This is a genomic window from Pseudomonas khavaziana (genome assembly GCF_019145205.1).
Lineage (GTDB): Bacteria > Pseudomonadota > Gammaproteobacteria > Pseudomonadales > Pseudomonadaceae > Aquipseudomonas > Aquipseudomonas khavaziana.
Genome location: NZ_JAHSTT010000009.1, coordinates 57,284 through 72,160, shown reverse-complemented (window position 1 = coordinate 72,160; position 14,877 = coordinate 57,284). Strand labels below are relative to the sequence as shown.

11 protein-coding genes are annotated in these 14,877 nt (G+C 62.7%); 3 read left to right on the top strand and 8 right to left on the bottom strand.

Features of this window, described 5'->3' with window-relative positions; genetic code table 11:
- Positions 1–182 precede the first annotated feature (182 nt).
- The 3 genes from KVH01_RS20965 to KVH01_RS20955 all read left to right on the top strand — a co-directional run bounded on the left by KVH01_RS20965 (position 183) and on the right by KVH01_RS20955 (position 1,971).
- Positions 183–473, top strand: a complete 291-nt coding sequence (locus KVH01_RS20965; RefSeq protein WP_043050890.1) for a DUF5629 family protein — start codon at positions 183–185, stop codon at positions 471–473.
- Positions 460–1,635 (top strand): lactonase family protein, encoded by a 1,176-nt coding sequence (locus tag KVH01_RS20960; RefSeq protein ID WP_217882741.1) that lies wholly within the window; start codon positions 460–462, stop codon positions 1,633–1,635. The genes KVH01_RS20965 and KVH01_RS20960 overlap by 14 nt, the downstream gene beginning before the upstream one ends.
- Positions 1,636–1,791: 156 nt before the next feature.
- Entirely contained in the window at positions 1,792–1,971 is a 180-nt protein-coding gene (locus tag KVH01_RS20955; protein ID WP_124412446.1) for a hypothetical protein, read from the top strand.
- Between the two features lie 480 nt (positions 1,972–2,451).
- On the opposite strand, the gene KVH01_RS20950 is transcribed toward KVH01_RS20955, so the two are convergent.
- The 8 genes from KVH01_RS20950 to KVH01_RS20915 form a co-directional block, all read right to left on the bottom strand.
- Positions 2,452–3,045: a glutathione S-transferase gene (locus tag KVH01_RS20950; protein ID WP_043051811.1), complete on the bottom strand. Its 594-nt coding sequence runs from the start codon at positions 3,043–3,045 to the stop codon at positions 2,452–2,454.
- Positions 3,042–6,680 (bottom strand): AAA family ATPase, encoded by a 3,639-nt coding sequence (locus KVH01_RS20945; protein ID WP_217882740.1) that lies wholly within the window; start codon positions 6,678–6,680, stop codon positions 3,042–3,044. Before KVH01_RS20945 ends, KVH01_RS20950 begins: the two co-directional genes overlap by 4 nt.
- Complete coding sequence (locus tag KVH01_RS20940) at positions 6,677–7,918, bottom strand: exonuclease SbcCD subunit D C-terminal domain-containing protein (protein ID WP_217882739.1); 1,242 nt, start codon at positions 7,916–7,918, stop codon at positions 6,677–6,679. Before KVH01_RS20940 ends, KVH01_RS20945 begins: the two co-directional genes overlap by 4 nt.
- A 1,080-nt stretch (positions 7,919–8,998) precedes the next feature.
- On the bottom strand, positions 8,999–10,639 hold the full coding sequence (locus KVH01_RS20935) for a BatD family protein (protein WP_217882738.1): 1,641 nt from the start codon (positions 10,637–10,639) through the stop codon (positions 8,999–9,001).
- Entirely contained in the window at positions 10,636–12,375 is a 1,740-nt protein-coding gene (locus KVH01_RS20930) for a tetratricopeptide repeat protein (protein WP_217882737.1), read from the bottom strand. Before KVH01_RS20930 ends, KVH01_RS20935 begins: the two co-directional genes overlap by 4 nt.
- Positions 12,372–13,460 carry a vWA domain-containing protein gene (locus tag KVH01_RS20925; protein WP_217882736.1) on the bottom strand — a complete coding sequence of 363 codons (1,089 nt, stop codon included), beginning with the start codon at positions 13,458–13,460 and terminating at the stop codon, positions 12,372–12,374. Before KVH01_RS20925 ends, KVH01_RS20930 begins: the two co-directional genes overlap by 4 nt.
- Positions 13,453–13,947, bottom strand: a complete 495-nt coding sequence (locus KVH01_RS20920; protein ID WP_043051325.1) for a DUF4381 domain-containing protein — start codon at positions 13,945–13,947, stop codon at positions 13,453–13,455. Before KVH01_RS20920 ends, KVH01_RS20925 begins: the two co-directional genes overlap by 8 nt.
- Positions 13,944–14,876, bottom strand: a complete 933-nt coding sequence (locus tag KVH01_RS20915) for a DUF58 domain-containing protein (protein WP_217882735.1) — start codon at positions 14,874–14,876, stop codon at positions 13,944–13,946. The genes KVH01_RS20920 and KVH01_RS20915 overlap by 4 nt, the downstream gene beginning before the upstream one ends.
- Between the last annotated feature and the right edge of the window lies 1 nt (position 14,877).

The following is a 14,877-nucleotide window of genomic DNA, read 5'->3' as shown; positions in this document are numbered from 1 at the left end:
GTTGGCAGACGCGCGAAATCGACATTGCGTTAGGAGCTATTGCCGTAGCGTGCCCAAGCCCCGTGTTCCCTGGAGCCGCCCGGTGTATGTCCTCGTATTTGTAACCGGCGCGCGCGGCAAAGCGGGACCGCACGCGCTGCCGTGCGCTATCATCGAGGCTTTCCCGTAGATGATTGACTGCCATGACTGCCGACACCCTGACCACCGTCCTTGCCACCAGCGACATGCTTGAAATCGATGGCCTGCACGCTTTTGACTTCACGTTTGACGCCGAAAAGCTGCTGATCACCGCCATGGACGGCCGTGCCGAAAAGCGCTGGGCATTCAGCTCGGCCCAGGTGCAGGCGGCCACGTTTGACGACACCCTGCAAAGCTGGACCCTGACCGGTGATTCGGGCGAGCACCGCCTGATCTGCATGAGCGCTTTCACTGGCAACAATAACGATGAGGATGAAGCTGATGTTGATGCGTAAATTCTGGCCCCTGTTGATGGCGGGCAGCGTCGGTGCCATGTCGGTGCAGGCTGCGCCGGCTGACACCTATGAACTGCTGGTAGGCAGCTACACCGCCGGTACCAGCGAAGGGATCTATCGCCTGCAGTTTGACAGCCGCACCGGCCAGTTCAGCGGCAAGCCCGTATTGGCTGCCAAAACGGCCAACCCCTCGTGGTTGACGGTTTCCCGGGACCAGAAGTACCTGTTTGTGGTCAACGAGAACGGCCCGGGCCAGAAAGACCCTGTCGGTCGTGTCAGCAGCTACCGCATCGACCCGAAGAACTATCAGCTCACCCTGATCAACCAGGTACAGAGCCTGGGCAATGAGCCGACCCACTCCAGCGTCGCCGCCGGTGGCCGCCACCTGTTCGTCGCCAATTATTCGGTGCTGGAAGACCCGGGCGGCAGCCTGGCGATCCTGCCGGTCGACGGCGAGGGCAAGCTGTCGGCCCCGGTGCAGTTGAGCGGGCACCCGGCCAGCCGGGTGAACCCTGAGCGCCAGGCCTCCAACCATGTGCATTCGGTGGTGTCGTCGCCGGATGGCAAATATGTGTTTGTGCAGGACCTGGGCGCGGACAAGGTGTTTGTCTACCAATACGACCCAAAGGCCAATCACGAGCTGCCGCTGACCCCGGCCAACCCGCCTTCGGTGCAGTTGCCGCCTGGCAGTGGTCCGCGTCACTTGCTGTTCAGCGCTGACGGCAAGCACGCCTGGTTGACTACCGAGATGAGCGCCCAGGTCGCCGTGTTCGACTACAACGACGGAAAGCTCACGCAAACCCAGTTGCTGGACTATGCCGCCGGCCAACCGGTATCCGACAAGGCCGGCGCCGCGTTGCATGTTTCCAGCGATGGCAAGTTCCTCTACGTGAGTAACCGTGGCACGGCCAATCAGTTGCTGGTGTTCAGCATCGATCCGGCCACTGCGCACCTCAAGGAAGTCCAGCGCCGCTCCGTCGAAGGTGATCACCCACGCGAGTTCAGCCTCGACCCCAGCGGCAAGTTCCTGCTGACCGCCAACCAGAAAAGCAATGAAATCGTGGTGATAGAACGCGACCCCAAGACTGGCCTGCTGGGTAAAACCGTGCAGAAATTGCCGATCGATGCGCCCAGCGACATCAAGTTCCTGGTGCGTCAATAGGCCTCAGGCCCCGCATTGCGGGGCCTGAGCTTTTGTATTAATTGCATTGATAACAGCTACTGTTTCAAAGCATTTCTAAGGTTCAACCCTCGGGCGTAAGTTTGATTCCAAGGCCTCCAGCGGCCACTCAACCAAACGAACACAAGGGTTACCGCCATGAATTTGAATCTCTTCTCCATCATCGCTGCTTCTGCTGTTTCCGCCACCGTGGCGTTGCCAGCCGCTGCCAGCGTGGAAGTCACCGGCAAAAAATCCAGCGTCACGGCCTATACCCAGAAATACCTGCAACAGAGCGCCAACTTCTATGCGGCGCTGGATCACAAGACCCAGCACTAACGAAGATCAACCTGTGGGAGGGGGCTTGCTCCCGATGGCGGCCTTCGGGCCGACCAGGATCTTGGATCAGACCGAGTACATATCCATTGCTGCGGTAACGGCCACTTAGGGTTCCGCTTTTACAGCGGGTCACTTTTGAAAAGCCGGAATGCCGGCCCAGGCAAAAGTAACCAAACGCTCTTGCCCCACCACTCGGCACCTCGCCCAGGCTCGGTGTGCCCGTAATCCGACAGGGATTTGGGGGGCCGCCGCCACGCGCCATCCCTGGCGCGGGGCGGCTAAACCGGCATCCCTGCCGGTTTAGCCCCCAAATCCCTGTCGAATTCCGGCCAGCGTGGTTTAACGGGGCGCCTGAGATCAAAAGCAAGATCAACGGCGGCTCGCTTCGCATCGTGGTTACTGGCGGTCGCTACGTCAGAGTTGTGTAGATACCTATGGCTATCGGGGCAAGCCCCCCTCCCACAGGTTGATTGTGCGGTTTTAAGATTTTGCCATTACTGCAATAAATAACGGCGACTCAAGAAACCGCTGCAACCAAGCCTGCAACCGCCGATAGGGCGTAGTCGCAAACCACTCTCGATCCACATGAGCAAACTGCCGTACAAATGGCGCCAGCGCCACATCCGCCAGGCTCAGGTGATCGGCGAGCAAATACTCCCGATTCGCCAGCAAATTCTCCAGCTTCTGCAAGAACACCTCGCCCTCGGCCCGATAATGTTCCATCGGTTGCTCCGGATAGCGTTCAGGGTACTTGTATCGATTCAAATGATGTTTGAACACCTGATCATTCTCGGCTATCAGCGCCAATACCTCAGGGTTGCCCTCGAGCAGCCAATCATCAGGATCGTGCTGTGCCAGGGCCCATTGCATGATGTCCAGGCTTTCTTCGAGCACTCGACCCTCCAGGCTCAACACCGGCACCGTAGCCTTGGGCGACAGCGCCAGCATCTCGGCCGGCTTGGCTTTCAGGCTGACTTCGACAATACGCACCGCCACGCCTGAATAACGTAACGCCAACCGCGCCCGCATCGCATAGGGGCAGCGGCGGAACGAATACAGCAGCGCCTCGCTCACTTGACCTCCAGGGTGCTCAAGCCATTGCCCTGACGCTTGACCTGGATCTGTACCGGGATGCGCTCGTGCATTTCCTGCACGTGGGAGATCACCGCCACCTTGCGGCCCTGGGCCTGCAGGCCGTCCAGGGCATCCATGGCCAATTGCAGCGACTCAGGATCGAGGCTGCCGAAACCTTCGTCGATAAACAGCGACTCGATCTTCAAGGTACTCGACGCCATGGACGCCAGGCCCAGGGCCAGCGCCAACGACACCAGGAAGGTTTCGCCACCCGACAGCGAGTGCACCGAGCGCAGTTCGTCACCCATCTCGGTGTCCATCACCAGCAGGCCGAGCATGCTGCCGCCGCGTTTAAGCCGGTAGCGGCGCACCAGTTGGCGCAGTTGTACGTTGGCGTGGTGCACCAGCAAATCGAGGTTATAGGCCTGGGCGATCTTGCGGAAGGTGTCGCCGGTGGCCGAGCCGATCAGCGCATTCAGGCGCGCCCAGCGTTGCCACTCTTCGTAAGCCTTGGTGATCTGTTCGGTGAGGGCTTGGTTGGCGTCCTGGCGGCGCTGGTCTTCAGATTGACGTGCGCGCAGTTCCGCGCAGTGTTTCTCGCCGTCGGCCAGTTGCTGATTCAGTGTCGCCAGGCTGTTGTCCAGTTGCTCGGCTTCCAGATGACCGTTGTGCAATGCCTGGTGTTCGGCCAGGCGTTGTTCACGCTCTTGTAGAAGTACCTTGGCCTGCTCGACGGCTTTCTCGCTGGCGTGCAGTTGCTGGCGCAGTAATGCGACCTGGGCCTCATCGAAGGCCAATAGGCGTGTCAGGCCGTCGTCATCCAGTTCGGGGTGCAACCCGCGCCATTGCGTGACGCGCGTTGCCAGGTCCTGTTGCTCAGCTTGCAGTGCTTGCTGGCGTTCCTGCAGGGCCTTGAGGTCCGCCGCTACCTGCACCAGGGCTGTGTGTACGCTATGCAGTTGCTGGTTGGCGTCACTCTCGCCCTGGCGTGACTGCTCGACGCTCTGCTCCAGCTGCTGCTGCCAGTGTTCGGCGCTGGGATGCTCACCCAACATGGCGCTGAGTTTTTCCTGGATTACCTGTTGCTGCGCCGCCAACTCGTTGACCTGCAGAGTCAGGGCGTCGAGCTGCTGCTGACGGTGTTGCTGGTGGGTCTGTTGTTTCTCGATGGCTTGTTGGCGCTCTTGCTGTTCCGCCAGTTCATCACGTTGATGGCCTAGCTGTTCCAGGCGCTGGCTGACCTGTTGGTCGAGGCCCAGGAAGGTCGTCGTGGGGTCGCTGCGCAAGCCTTCAAGGGTGTCGGCGGGCAACAGGCCGGCGAAGGCGTTGAGTTCTGTGTCGAGGCGTTCACGGTCGTTAGCCAGTTCGCGCTGCTGGTCCAGCAGCAATTGCCGGGCTTGCTGGCTGGCGTCCTGGGCCGCTTGCAGTTGTTGCTGCAAGCGACCGGCGTTTTGTTGCAGGTTGAGCAGGGCGCTTTGGCGCTGTTCGTCCTGGCTGATGCTTTGGGTCAGCTGTGCCAATTGTTGGGCCAGCCAGGTGCTGCGCTGGGCGACGTCCTGATTGAACAGCGAAGCGGACAGCGAATGGGCTTGCAGACTTAGTGCCAGGCCCTGTTGCTGTGTAGCCAGCTGTTCCTGTTGGCGCAGGAATTCCTTTTGTTCGGCGATCAGTCCGCCCACTTCACCGCGTAGTTCGGTGAGTTTTTCCTTGAGGCTGTCGACGGCTTTCTGTGCCGTGGCCTCTTCGTTTTCATCATGGCGACCCAGGCTTTGCAGCAAGGCTTCGGGCTGGTGAAACGGATGCTCGTGGCTGCCGCATACCGGGCAGGGTTGGTCATCCTGCAATTGCCCACGTAGTTCCTCGACGCTGGCACTGCGGGCCAGGCGTTGGCGTTCCAACAGCTGCTTGGTCACCGACAAGGCTTGCTCGGCGACGTTAAGCTCGGCCTTGGTTTGCAGGCCAGCCTGGTTCAGCTGCTCGCGTCGTTGCGCTGCGTCAGCCAGTTTTTGCGTCAGCGTGGCAGCCTGTTGATCCAGCTGTTGTTGGCTGTCCCACAAGCGCGCCAGTTCTTCGAAGGCGCGCTGTTGTTTGCGATTGTCTTGCAGCAGGCTGGCCAGTAATTGAATCTGTTCGGCCACTGCGTGAGGTTCGGCACCGGCCTCCTGATAGAGCAGGTCCAGGGCTTCACGCTGTTGGGTGAACTGTGCGGCGGCAGTGCTGGCCCGCTGTTCGAGCTGTGGCAGTTCGGCCTGGCCTTGATTGAGGCGACTGCCGGTCAACATCAGCTGTTGCAGGCGGTCGCGGTAGGCATTCCAGGCCTCACTCAAGGGGGCGAGGGCGGCGCTGTGCTCAAGCTCGGAGGCCAGGCGTTGCAGGCGCTCGGCGACTTGGGCCTGTTTTTCCTGCAAACCCTCGAGCAGGGCCTGGCCCTCGACGCAGGCGTTTGCGTGCCGTTGTTTTTCCTCCGCGCGCTTGGCCAGTTCACGGGTCAAGTGGGCGAGGGTGTTTTGTTCTTCCACGGCCTGGCGTAGCAAGGGCGCGGCGTCGGCCTGGTTTTTCAGCGCGTCGGCCAATGCCGCGTGGGCGGCTACTTGCTGTTGTTGGGACTGTTCCTGGCGGACGTGCAGTGCGGCTTGCTGATCGATATGTTGCTGAATCTGCGCGGCCAGTGGCGTCAGCAAGGTGTCGAGTTCTGCCTGGCGCAAGAAGTGATGGCGTTGCGGCGCCAGCTGGTCGAGGCGACCCAGGTCCTGGCGTTGCGGGCCTTGGCTGTCCCAGTGTTGCTGGGCTTGCTGCAGCTGTTCGACGGCGCTGAGCTGGCGCTCCTGCCATTCACGCAGTTCCTTGAGCCAGGTGTGCTGCAACTCCAGTTGCTTGAGCTGGGCCTGCTGGGTCTTTAGCTGTTGCTGGGCGTCTGCCAGCTGTTGATCCAGCTCGGCGCGGGCTTCGGCGGCCAGGGGCACTACGCCGGTGGCTTGGTCTTGCAGTTGTTTGTGGGCGTCCTTGGCGTCCTTGGCCTTGTCGAAGGCACGGCGGCCAAGCTGGGTGTACAGCGCGGTGTCGGTGAGCTTTTCCAGCAGTTCGCTGCGCTCATTGTCATTGGCCTTGAGAAAGGCGCTGAACTCGCTTTGCGCCAGCAAAACCGCACGGGTGAACTGCTCGAAGTTCAGGCCCAGGGCCAGTTCCAGCTGGGTCTTGTATTCGGTTTTCTGACTGGCCAGCAGTTGCTCGCTGTCCAGGTCGATCAGGCTTTGGCGGCTGTTCTGCAACTTGCCGCTGGCCTTGTCGCGGGCACGGTTGGCTTCCCAGCGCGCACGGTAGCGACGGCCGCTGACGCCGACGAAATCCACCTCGGCGTAGCCACCACCGGTACCGCGGCGAATCAGGGTGCGCGGGTCACCGATGGAGATGTCGGTGTCGGCATCCGGCATCTTCGCCTGGCCGGTATCGCCCAGGCGCGGCACCGCGCCAAACAGCGCCAGGCACAATGCATCGAGTAGGGTGCTTTTACCGGCGCCGGTCGGCCCGGTGATGGCGAACAGGCCCGCACTGGCCAGGGGCTCGGCGGTAAAGTCGATTTCGAACGGGCCGGCCAGGGAGGCAAGGTTTTTCAGGCGGATGGCGAGGATCTTCATGGCTGTTCACCCGCTTGTTGTACTTCCTGGAGCAGCACGGCGAAGTCTTTCAAGGTCTGCTCATCCACTTCACTGCCATAGCTGTCCTGCCAAGCGCGGCTGAACAGTTCCTGGGGCGTGAGCTGGTCGAGTTCGATCAAGCGCTCGTCGTCGGTTTCGGTGTTGCCGCGCTGGCCGGCATATTCGGCGGCGATGCGCACCAGCCGTACGGCCTTGCCTTGCAGGGCGGTTTCGATCTGCTGGCGCAGGTCGGGTTGCGGCTCGTCAAGGCGCACGCGCACTTCCAGCCAGGGGTGGCGCTGGGTTTCGGCCAGCAGGTCGATGTCCGGCAACGCGGCCAGTTGCGTGAGGATCTCGGCCAGGGGCGCGGCTTCCAGACGTTGCAGGTTGACCGAGCGTGGAATCAGCAACGGCTCGACGCTGACCAGCCGCTCGCCCTGGAACATCACGTCGAGTACCTGGTGCTTGTAGCCGATTTCGGAAAACGACAGCGGAATCGGCGAGCCGCTATAGCGAATGCGCTCTTCGCCATTGACCTTTTGCGGCTTGTGCAAATGGCCGAGGGCAACATAGCCGACAGTTCTATCGAACAGGCTGGCCGGCAGCGCTTCGGCGTTACCAATGATCAGGCTGCGCTCGGAGTCTTCCGACACCGAACCGCCGGCCATATGCGCATGGCTGATGGCTATCAGCGCCTGGCCTTTCTTGCGTTTGGCGTTGGCGGCGGCGATCAGCCACTCATGCACCTGGCCGATACCGCGCAGGTAGTCGTCACCCAGCTGTGCACCGGTGACTTCCGCCGGGCGCAGGAAGGGCAATGCCAGACACCAGGCGGCAATCTTGCCTTTGGCATCCGGCAAAGGGATCAGCAGGCGTTCGGCATCCAACTGGCCGTCGTCCAGCCACAACACCCGGCCCAGGGCATGGGTGCGCAGGCGACGCATCAACGGCGCGGGCAATTCGATGCGCGAACCGGAGTCGTGGTTACCGGCGATCATCACGATGGTCAGTTTCGGGTTTTGTTCGTGGGCGCTGATGATGAAGTCATACAGGCGCTCCTGGGCCTTGAGCGGCGGGTTGACCGTGTCGAAGATATCCCCGGCGATCAACAGCACATCCGGACGCTGGGCGTTGAGTTGGCTCAGTAGCCACTCAAGGAAACAGGCGTGTTCGAAGTCGCGTTCCTGGCCGTGGAGGTTTTGGCCCAGGTGCCAGTCGGAGGTGTGGAACAGACGCAAGGCGAACTCCGTGGAGAAGATGAAAAGGAGGGGAGTTTACCTGTAAATGCACTCGGGATGCCTGCGGGTGGCCCAGATCTGATGTGGGAGGTAGCCAGCTTATCGGTCACTGACCCACCGTCATCGGGGGAGCCCCCTCTTATCAAACTTCAAATAAGCTACTGATTTTAAAGAGTTAAAATTTAGTCTTAACGCCGGATATTTTGGCGGCGGCCCGGGATGCTGCGCGACGGCGCCACGTCGACGATGTGACCGGGTTGTTGGGTTGTTGGAGCGAGTACATATCCGTTGCTTAGGTAACGGCCACTATAGGTTCCGCCCTTACGGCGGCTCACTTTGCAAAAGCGGCAAAGTAAGCAAAACGCTCTTGCCCCACCACTCGGCACCTCGCCCGGGCTCGGTGTGCCCTCACTCCGGCTTGAATCCGTGGGCCGCCGTCATGGGCCATCCTTGGCCCAGGACGGCTAACCCGGCGTCCTGCCGGGTTACCCACGGATTCAAGCCTGCGTTCGGCCAGCGTGGTTTAACGGGGCGCCTGAGATCAAGATCAAAGGCGACTCGCTGCGCATCGCAGATACGCTGGCGGCGCTTCTGCTTCTCTCGTAGGAGCGAGCTTGCTCGCGAAAAACCTGAGAACGCCGCGTTCTGTCTGGTTTCCCACGTCATCGTTAACGACCTTCGCGGGCAAGCCCGCTCCCACAGGGGTACGCGCACGCTTCAACGATCAGGTCGGCTATAAGGCCGCCTCGCTGTGTTTTTGATCTCAGGCGGCCCACCAAATCCCTGTCGGATTACGGGCACACCGAGCCCGGGCGAGGTGCCGAGTGGTGGGGCAAGAGCGTTTTGCTTACTTTTGCCTGGGCCGGCATTCCGGCTTTTCAAAAGTGAGCCGCTGTAAAAGCGGAACCCTAAGTGGCCGTTGCCCAAATAACGGATATGTACCCAGGACGAAAACCAACATCCTGCTCGGCTGTCAGGCCGCCACGGGAGCAAGCTCCCTAGTTTGCTGCGCGACAGCGTCACATCGAAGATGTGGTGGGGACTCCCACAGTTGATTTGAGTAGTGTCAGGGACCTTGGGTTATTTCGGATAGAGCGGCGGCAAGCTGGTGGTGTCGGTAGCCGGGTCTTGCCCGCGCTCGGCCACGGGGATGGCCTTGATCGCCCGCCACAGGTCGTCACCCAGCCAGTACTGGCCGCTTTCGCTGTACAGCGCGCCATTCAAGCCATCCAGTGCATCTGACAATGGTACAAACCGCGCCGCCATGTCGGCCAGGGTTTCTGGCTGTTGCCTGGCCCAGGCGTCGAGAGCCTGGCGCGTAGCCTGGGGGTCGTTGGCCTGGGTGGCGCGCTTGAGGTCGTCGAGCAAGGTGCGTGGGCTTGGGCCGGTTTGCGCGGCGCGCTGAACGGCCGGTTGTCGGCGGGCACGCCACCAGAGAGCGAAGCCCAGCAGGGTGGTGCAGGCCAGGAGCAGCGTGCTCAATTGCCACTGCCACAGGCGCTCATCGTCGGGGGCGGTGATGATGGTCGGTGTGGCAGGTGTATCCACCACCAGGCTTGGGTTAACCGCCACTTGCACGGTGCGCGCCGGCAGGCTGGTGCGCTCCAGGTGGTCTTCGTGGGTGTTCCACCACACCACTTCAACCGGCGGCAGTTCCAGGGCGCCGGCGCGGGTTGGTACCAGGGCTTCGCGGTCTTCACGGCTGCCGGTCAGGCCGCGGTCGCTGGTGCGGTTGCCGAGTACCGGTTGATCGGGGTAGCGGCGCAGGCCATTGACTTCAGTGCTGGGCAACGCTGGCAGCTGCGCGCTGGACAGGCCTTCGGCCTCGACGGTGAGGCTGCGCGTCAACGAGTCGCCGACTTGTACATGGTCCGGCGTGGGGTTCCAGCCTTCGTTCAAGGTCAGATTGCGTGCCGGCAGCCAAGGCGCGTCGGCGGGGTAGAGGTCTGGCTTGGGCTTGATCGTCAAGGGCAGGGCCGCGGAGCTGACGTGAATCATCTTGCCCGGCTTGGTGCCTTGCAGCGTGTTTTCCTGGGCCGGGCGCGACTCCACCAGCGTGGCGCTGAAGGTCTGCGCCGGAATCATCAGGGTGCCGCTGTGTTGCGGGTAGAGGGCGTAGCGGGTCTCGATCACGCCATGGCGAATGCTGTTGATGACCTTTTCATAGGTACGCGACTCGCCCAGTTGCTCGACACGGGCATCGGGAATCTGCAAGGGCGTGAGGCTGCTGTCGTCATACAGCGATACCGAATGATATACGCGCACGGTCAATAGCGCCTGGGCCTGGACGTACACGCTGGTCTGGTCGAGGTTAGCTTCGATAAACACCGGGGCCAGTTCGGCGCTGGTGTTCTGGCTGGCGGTTTCGACCACTTGCAGGGTGATCGGCTGGGTCTTGAGTGCGCCGACTTGCAGCGGTGGAATAACCACCGTGCCGTTTTCCTTGGGCAGCAAGGTGATGATCCAGCGCGTGGTGGCGTGGTTATCGCCGCCCAGAGTAGTGAGTTGGTTGATCTGGCGGGTGCCGCTGACTTCGAACTGCGCATCCAGGGGCGACAGGTCGGGCTTGCCGAATTGGGTGACGTCGCTGGATTCCACCGTCAGCTCCACCGTTTCCCCGGAGTTGAGGCGGCTGCGGTCAACACTGGCGACCAGGTTCGCCGCCTGGGCGTGGCCTGCCGAAATCGCGAGCAGGAGCAGAAGGGTGGTACGGCGGCTCATCGAGTTGTGTCCTGATGTTGTTGCTGTTCGTACCAGAATTTGCGCCGCAGCAGTTCACCGGGATTGTCCGGGATCTCTTGCAGCCATTGCTCCAAGGCCTGGCGCCGTTCGCCTTCAAGGCGGGTATCGGCAGGGCGCAGGGGCGGCGTGGTGGTGTTTTCGTCGCCCAGTTCGCTGCCCGGCACTTCGTTACCACCTGGCTGTGGTGCGGCGCTGGCTTCGGTTTCGCCGGTGCCGGCTTCACCCTGGCCCTGGGACGACTCCTCGCCAACCTGAGACGTTTGCCCGCTGGCGCCCGGCTGTGGAGTTTGGCCGGGTTGGGCGGTTTCGTCATCTGCGTTTTTGGTTGGTTCGGCCGGCTCGGAGTGCGCCTGTGCTTGCATCAGCGTTTCAACCAAGGCTTTGTTTTTCAGCGCAGGTTGCAGGTCAGGCTGGGCTTCCAGGGCCTGTTCATAAGCGTCAATGGCGGCTTCCAGTTCACCGGCCCGGGCCAGGGCATTGCCACGATTGTAGTGGGAATAGGCGTCGCTGCCCTGGGCAAAACGTTTAATGGCCTCGGCGTAATTTCCGGCTTCGTAGAGCGCCACGCCTTGCCATTGCGGGTCCTGGAAGCGTTCGGCGGCTTCGGCCGGGCGCTTGTGCTTGAGCAGGTACTGGCCTTGCTGGTCGGGACGCAGCCACAGGTCTTGCAGTTCAAAGGCATAGCTGGGCTGCGGCGCGCCCAATAGCAGCAACGGCAAGCAGAACAACCAGCCGCGCCGCCCGGCGCAGGCAGCCAGCAGCAACAGCGGCAGGAGCAGCCAGTAGCCCTGGTCGGCCCAGGTATCCAGGAGCAGCAATTGGCCGTCGTCGCGCAGGACTTGTGTGCTGTCGAGCAGGCCGAGCTGGCGCAGGTCCTTGTCATCCAGGCGCGCCGCCCGGTAGCGGCCGTCCATTTCGCTGGCAAAGGCCTTGAGGGTCGGGCTGTCGAGGCGCGGCACCAGGATCGCGCCCTGGTCGTCCTTGAGGAACTCGCCGTTTTCCTGGGTCACTGGCGTGCCTTCGCGACTACCGATGCCGAGGATCGACAAGGGTGGTGCATGGGCGCTTTGCAGTTGCAGGCGGATACCTTGGCGTTCCTGTTTCGACAGCGAAGAACCGACCAACAGCAAGCGCCCCTGGCCCAGGCCGCCTTGCTTGAGCAGGCCGAGGGCCTTTTCCACGGCCAGGTCGGCGCGGTGGCCGGGCTCGGGCATGATCGAGGGGCGCAGGGCTTCGAGCAGGTTGCGGCTGGTGGCCAGGTCATCCGAGAGCGGCACCAGGGTGTGGGCGCTGCCGGCATATACGATGATGGCGGTCTGCGCGTCGCTGCGTGCTTGCAACAAGTCATACAGCTTGCGCCGCGCCTGCTCCAGGCGGTTGGGCGGGCTATCGGTGGCGAGCATTTGCGGGGTCAGCTCCAGCAGTATCACCAACGGGTCGGAGGGTTTCTGGCTGGACTGTTCCACTCGTTGCCAGCTAGGGCCAAGCAGCGCCAGTACGGCCAACAGCCAGGCAATACCGAGCACCACCCAGGGCGATTTGCTCTCGCGACCGTTGCCACCACTGAGCAATACGGCATGGAAGGCCGGCGGCAGGATCATCTGCCAGCGCCCGGCGCGTTTTTGCCGGTGCCACAACTGCCACAGCAACCAGCCAAGCAGCGGCAACAGCAGCAGCCACCACGGGCGCAACCAATGCGGCCACAGGGCAATCATCGGCGCCTCCGCAAACGCAGGCGCTGAAGGCGCTGGCGCCATTCAGGGTGTTGTTGCAGGAAAATCCCCTTGCTCGACAGTTTGTTGAACCCGCGTTGCAGGGCGTTGTTCGGCCAGCGCTCCTGGATCACCAGCAACAGGCTCAGGATCAGCGCCAGTGCCAACGGGGCGCTGTACAAGGCGTGGGCCGGGCGCGCTTGGGTCGGTTGTTGTTCGACGGGCTCGAGGGTGTCGAGGGTGTCCTTGATCTGTTGCAGTTCTTCGCCATCACGGGCACGGAAATACTGGCCCCCGGTGGCCTCGGCCAATGCCTTGAGCGCCGGCTCGTCAAGGTCAAGGCTCGGGTTCACGCCGAGGACGCCCAGGGAACCGGTTTGCTCGGGGTAGGCACCGATGCCGATCGGGTAGATCTTCACCCCCTCTTCGGCCGCCAGGCGCGCCGCTGTCAGCGGGTCGATCTGCCCGGCGTTATTGGCGCCGTCAGTGATCAGGATCAGCACGCGGCTCTGCGCCGGACGCTGGCGCAGGCGCTTGAGGGCCAGGCCAATGGCGTCGCCGATAGCGGTGTTTTTGCCGGCAATGCCGATGCGCGCTTCATCCAGCCAGGTGCGCACGGTGCGCCGGTCAAAGGTCAACGGAGCTTGCAGGTAGGCTTGCGTGCCGAACAGGATCAAGCCCACTCGGTCACCTTCACGTTCTTCAAGAAAATCCCCGAGCAGGTGCTTGACCAGCGATAAGCGACTCACGTCGTCGCCCTGCCAGTGCATGTCGGGGAAATCCATGGAGCCGGACACGTCGACCGCCACCAGCAAGTCCCGTCCACTGGCGGCAACCGGCAAGGGTTCGCCGAGCCATTGCGGGCGGGCGGCGGCGGTCAGCAGCAACAGCCACAGCACCACGAACGGCGCTTGCTGGCGCCAGCCGGGCAGGTTGGCGCGGGCGCGACGGCGGGCCAGGCCTTCGAGGTCGCTGAGGTAACTGACTTTCAACGCCGGCTCGCCGCTGTCGGCCACCGGCAGCACCAGGCGCATCAACCAGGGCAAAGGCAACAGGGCGAAGATCCACGGCCAGGCGAACTCAAACATGTTTGCGAATCCAGGTGTCGACGGCCTGGGTCAGGCCGGCGATGGCTTTGTCATCAAGTTTGCATTCGGGTTTGTAGGCGCCTTCCACCAGCACCATCCAGCGCGTCAGGCCGGCCGCGGGGCAGCGGTTATCCAGGAAGGCCAGCCATTTGCGTCCGTTGAGGGTGTGGCTCTGGCTGTAAGGGTAGTCGTTGCGACACAGGCGCTTGAGCAGGCCGTTGAGTTGCTGCAGCCAAGCGCCGGCGGGGGCGCCGTCGTAAGGCTTGGGCATCAGCGCCAGCTCGGCCAGGGCGGCGATGCGCAACGGGTCCAGCGGTTGTTCGGCGCGGGCGACAGGGCGGCTGGTCGGCAGCAAGCGACGCAGGGACCACAGGCCCCAACCCAGCAGCGGGATGACCAGCAGCAAGAGCCACCAGCCCGGCGCCGGAGGCCAGAAACCAATGGCTGGCGGGGCAATCAGCGGTTGCAGTTGGTCCAGGCTGCTCATTGTTTTTTAACCGGGCGTTGCGGGTTGAGGTATTCGCGCAGTTGCTCGACCATTTCACTCTGGGTGCTCAAAGGCATCAGCAGCACGCGCAATTTCTGCGCGAGCCGTTCCCAGCGCGCGATTCGCGCCTCGGCCTGGGCCTTGTAGGCGTGGCGCAGATCGATGTTCAGCGTGTCCAGTTCCAGCTGCGCGCCACGTTCGGCAAAACGCAGCAGCCCGGCGGCGGGCAGGGCATGATCCAGTGGGTCGGAGATCGGCAGCAACAGCAGGTCGCAATGGCGCGACAGCAGGCTCAGCTGTTGCTCGGCACCTTCGGTGAGTGCGCGCTCATCGCAGATCACAATCCCCAGGCTGCCCGGGCGCAGCACTTCGCGGCCACGGCGCAGGGCCATGCCCAGGGCGTCGGCCTCCGGGCGGCTTTCGGTGTTCAGGCTCTGGTTGACCCGCACCAGGCGGTTGAGCAACTGCAGCAGGCTTTGCTTGCTGCGCCGGGGCTTGATCTCGTAGTGCTCGTTGTCGCCGAAGACCAGGCCGCCGACCCGGTCGTTATGCCCCAGCGCCGCCCAGCCGATCAGGCTGGCGGCCTGGGCGGCGAGCACCGACTTGAACATTTGTCCCGAGCCGAAAAACAGCCGGCAGCTTTGCTCGACCATGATGAAGATCGGCCGTTCGCGTTCTTCGTGGAACAACTTGGTGTGCGGCTCCTGGGTCCGCGCCGTGACGCGCCAGTCGATGGTGCGCACGTCGTCGCCGGCCTGGTACACGCGCACCTGGTCGAAGTCGACGCCGCGTCCGCGCAGCTTGGAGTGGTGCAGGCCGATCAAAGGGCTGCGCTGGCCCGGCGTGGAAAACAACTGCACTTCACGCACGCGATGACGCATCTCAATCAGTTCGCTGAGGGTTACGCGGATGCCATCGCCCGGGCTCATC

Bases quoted from the DNA above. Each gene is read 5' to 3' on its own strand.
- KVH01_RS20965 (WP_043050890.1), top strand. From the start codon at position 183: ATGACTGCCGACACCCTGACCACCGTCCTTGCCACCAGCGACATGCTT.
- KVH01_RS20960 (WP_217882741.1), top strand. From the start codon at position 460: ATGTTGATGCGTAAATTCTGGCCCCTGTTGATGGCGGGCAGCGTCGGT.
- KVH01_RS20955 (WP_124412446.1), top strand. From the start codon at position 1,792: ATGAATTTGAATCTCTTCTCCATCATCGCTGCTTCTGCTGTTTCCGCC.
- KVH01_RS20945 (WP_217882740.1), bottom strand. From the start codon at position 6,680: ATGAAGATCCTCGCCATCCGCCTGAAAAACCTTGCCTCCCTGGCCGGC.
- KVH01_RS20935 (WP_217882738.1), bottom strand. From the start codon at position 10,639: ATGAGCCGCCGTACCACCCTTCTGCTCCTGCTCGCGATTTCGGCAGGC.
- KVH01_RS20930 (WP_217882737.1), bottom strand. From the start codon at position 12,375: ATGATTGCCCTGTGGCCGCATTGGTTGCGCCCGTGGTGGCTGCTGCTG.
- KVH01_RS20925 (WP_217882736.1), bottom strand. From the start codon at position 13,460: ATGTTTGAGTTCGCCTGGCCGTGGATCTTCGCCCTGTTGCCTTTGCCC.
- KVH01_RS20920 (WP_043051325.1), bottom strand. From the start codon at position 13,947: ATGAGCAGCCTGGACCAACTGCAACCGCTGATTGCCCCGCCAGCCATT.
- KVH01_RS20915 (WP_217882735.1), bottom strand. From the start codon at position 14,876: ATGAGCCCGGGCGATGGCATCCGCGTAACCCTCAGCGAACTGATTGAG.